Below are 1688 nucleotides of genomic sequence, written 5' to 3'. Positions count from 1 at the left end.
CGATGAGCACCGTCACCGTGGTGCCATCCACGGTGCGGATGATGCCGTTGATCGTGTAGAGGCCCGCGGGCCGTCGGCCGGGGACCTTCTTGCCACCCGTTTCCAGCCCCAGCCCCGGGGCGATCACGCTCGGTGTGCCGCCACCCGGGAAGGTCACCTTGACGACCGGTTCGGTGACCTTGCCGAACTCGTCGAGCGTGGCGGAGAAGCGGATGAACTGCCGCGGTGCGAGCATCGCCCGGGTCGCCTGTCCGGTCACCTGGATGGTGGCGTTGCCGGTGGGCACGACGCGCCACACCGTGGTGCTTTCCCGGGGCAGGCGCAGGGCCAGCATGCCGGGTGCCTTGTCGACCACCACGCCCAGCCGCTGATCTTCCTTGAGCCGCTGCGGTTCGGGCCGCCCCGGTATCTGGGCGAACAGCATCTGGGCGAACAGCATCTGGGCGAACAGGACTTGGGCCGGCAGCAGCAGAGACCGGACTGCCAACCGGATCGTACCCGCCACCGCAACCAGCCTGTGTCGGGATCGGGCCTGGGGAAAACGACGGAGAGGCGGCACGGTTTGGCTCCACGACGGTCCGCAGGGTGGACACTGCGGATCGATGTGACACTATACAGATGCCCGTTCGTGGCCCGCGACCAGCCGGTGCCGACCGCTCCTTACCATTCCGCCATGCCAGACTCCCCCCGCCGGGTCACCGTGCTCGATCTCGCCGCCGCCAAGCGGCGGAAGGCGCCGATCACGATGGTCACCGCCTACGACTGGACGACCGGGCGGCTCGTCGACGAGGCGGGGGTGGACTGTGTACTCGTCGGCGACAGCGTGGCCATGGTCGTGGCCGGGCGATCGTCGACGATACCCGCGACGCTCGAGCAGATGATCTACCACGGCGAGATCGTCGGCCGGGCGGCCTCGCGCGCGATGGTGGTGGTCGATCTGCCCTTCCCCCTGCAGCACCTCGGGCGGAGGCGCGCCGTGGCGGCCTGTGCGCGGCTGATGAAGGAGACCGGCTGCCAGGCGGTGAAACTCGAGGGCACGGCCGGGCAAGCCGACGTCATCGCGGCGATCGCCGCGGCGGGCATCCCGGTGATGGGGCATGTCGGGCTGCGGCCGCAGGCGGTCCACCAACTCGGTGGTTACCGCATGCAACGGGATGCCGAGCCACTCATCGCCGATGCCCGGGCCGCCGCCGCGGCGGGGGCGTTCGCGGTGCTCCTCGAGTGCGTCCCCGCGCCGTTGGCCGGCCGGATCACCGCGGACCTCGACGTGCCCACGATCGGCATCGGCGCCGGCCCCGACTGCGACGGCCAGGTGCTCGTGTTCCACGACCTTGTCGGGCTGTCACTCGATCGGGTGCCGCGCTTCGTCCGCGGCTACGCCGATGCGAAGTCGGCGATCGCCGCCGGACTCGCGGGCTGGCGCGACGATGTCCTGGCCCGGCGCTTCCCCGGACCGGCCGAAACGTTCTCCTGAGGCGGCTGGCGGTGGTGGCGGCCCCACAGTGCCGCGCCTGCCGCCGCTGCCCCTGGGAGTCCGGCGCGTCGTCCGGTGATTCCCCATCGAAACGGCACTGCCGTCCGCGGTAGGCTCGCAGGGTTTGCGGACGGTCCGGTGCACGGACGGCAGCCGGTGGTCGCCAGGGAGGAGAGGCGGATGAATCCCGAGGGATATCTCAATTGCGGCCTGT

The 1688-nt window shown here is 70.8% G+C and carries 2 protein-coding genes; one reads left to right on the top strand and one right to left on the bottom strand.

Annotation, left to right across the window (positions count from 1 at the left end):
* A partial coding sequence (locus tag ADBZ5U_RS16180) for a hypothetical protein (protein ID WP_526811900.1) occupies nt 1-439 on the bottom strand: 439 nt, incomplete at its 3' end.
* Between the two features lie 234 nt (nt 440-673).
* Between ADBZ5U_RS16180 and panB the strand changes: the two genes are divergently transcribed.
* On the top strand, nt 674-1474 hold the full coding sequence (gene panB / locus ADBZ5U_RS16175) for a 3-methyl-2-oxobutanoate hydroxymethyltransferase (RefSeq protein ID WP_526811898.1): 801 nt from the start codon (nt 674-676) through the stop codon (nt 1472-1474).
* Nucleotides 1475-1688 lie beyond the last annotated feature (214 nt).

The organism is Mycobacterium sp. (genome assembly GCF_040398885.1).
Classification (GTDB): domain Bacteria; phylum Actinomycetota; class Actinomycetes; order Mycobacteriales; family Mycobacteriaceae; genus Mycobacterium.
The sequence above is the reverse complement of the archived record's forward strand: the minus strand, read 5'-3'. Positions and strand labels throughout refer to the sequence as shown.

Bases quoted from the DNA above. Each gene is read 5' to 3' on its own strand.
- panB (WP_526811898.1), top strand. From the start codon at position 674: ATGCCAGACTCCCCCCGCCGGGTCACCGTGCTCGATCTCGCCGCCGCC.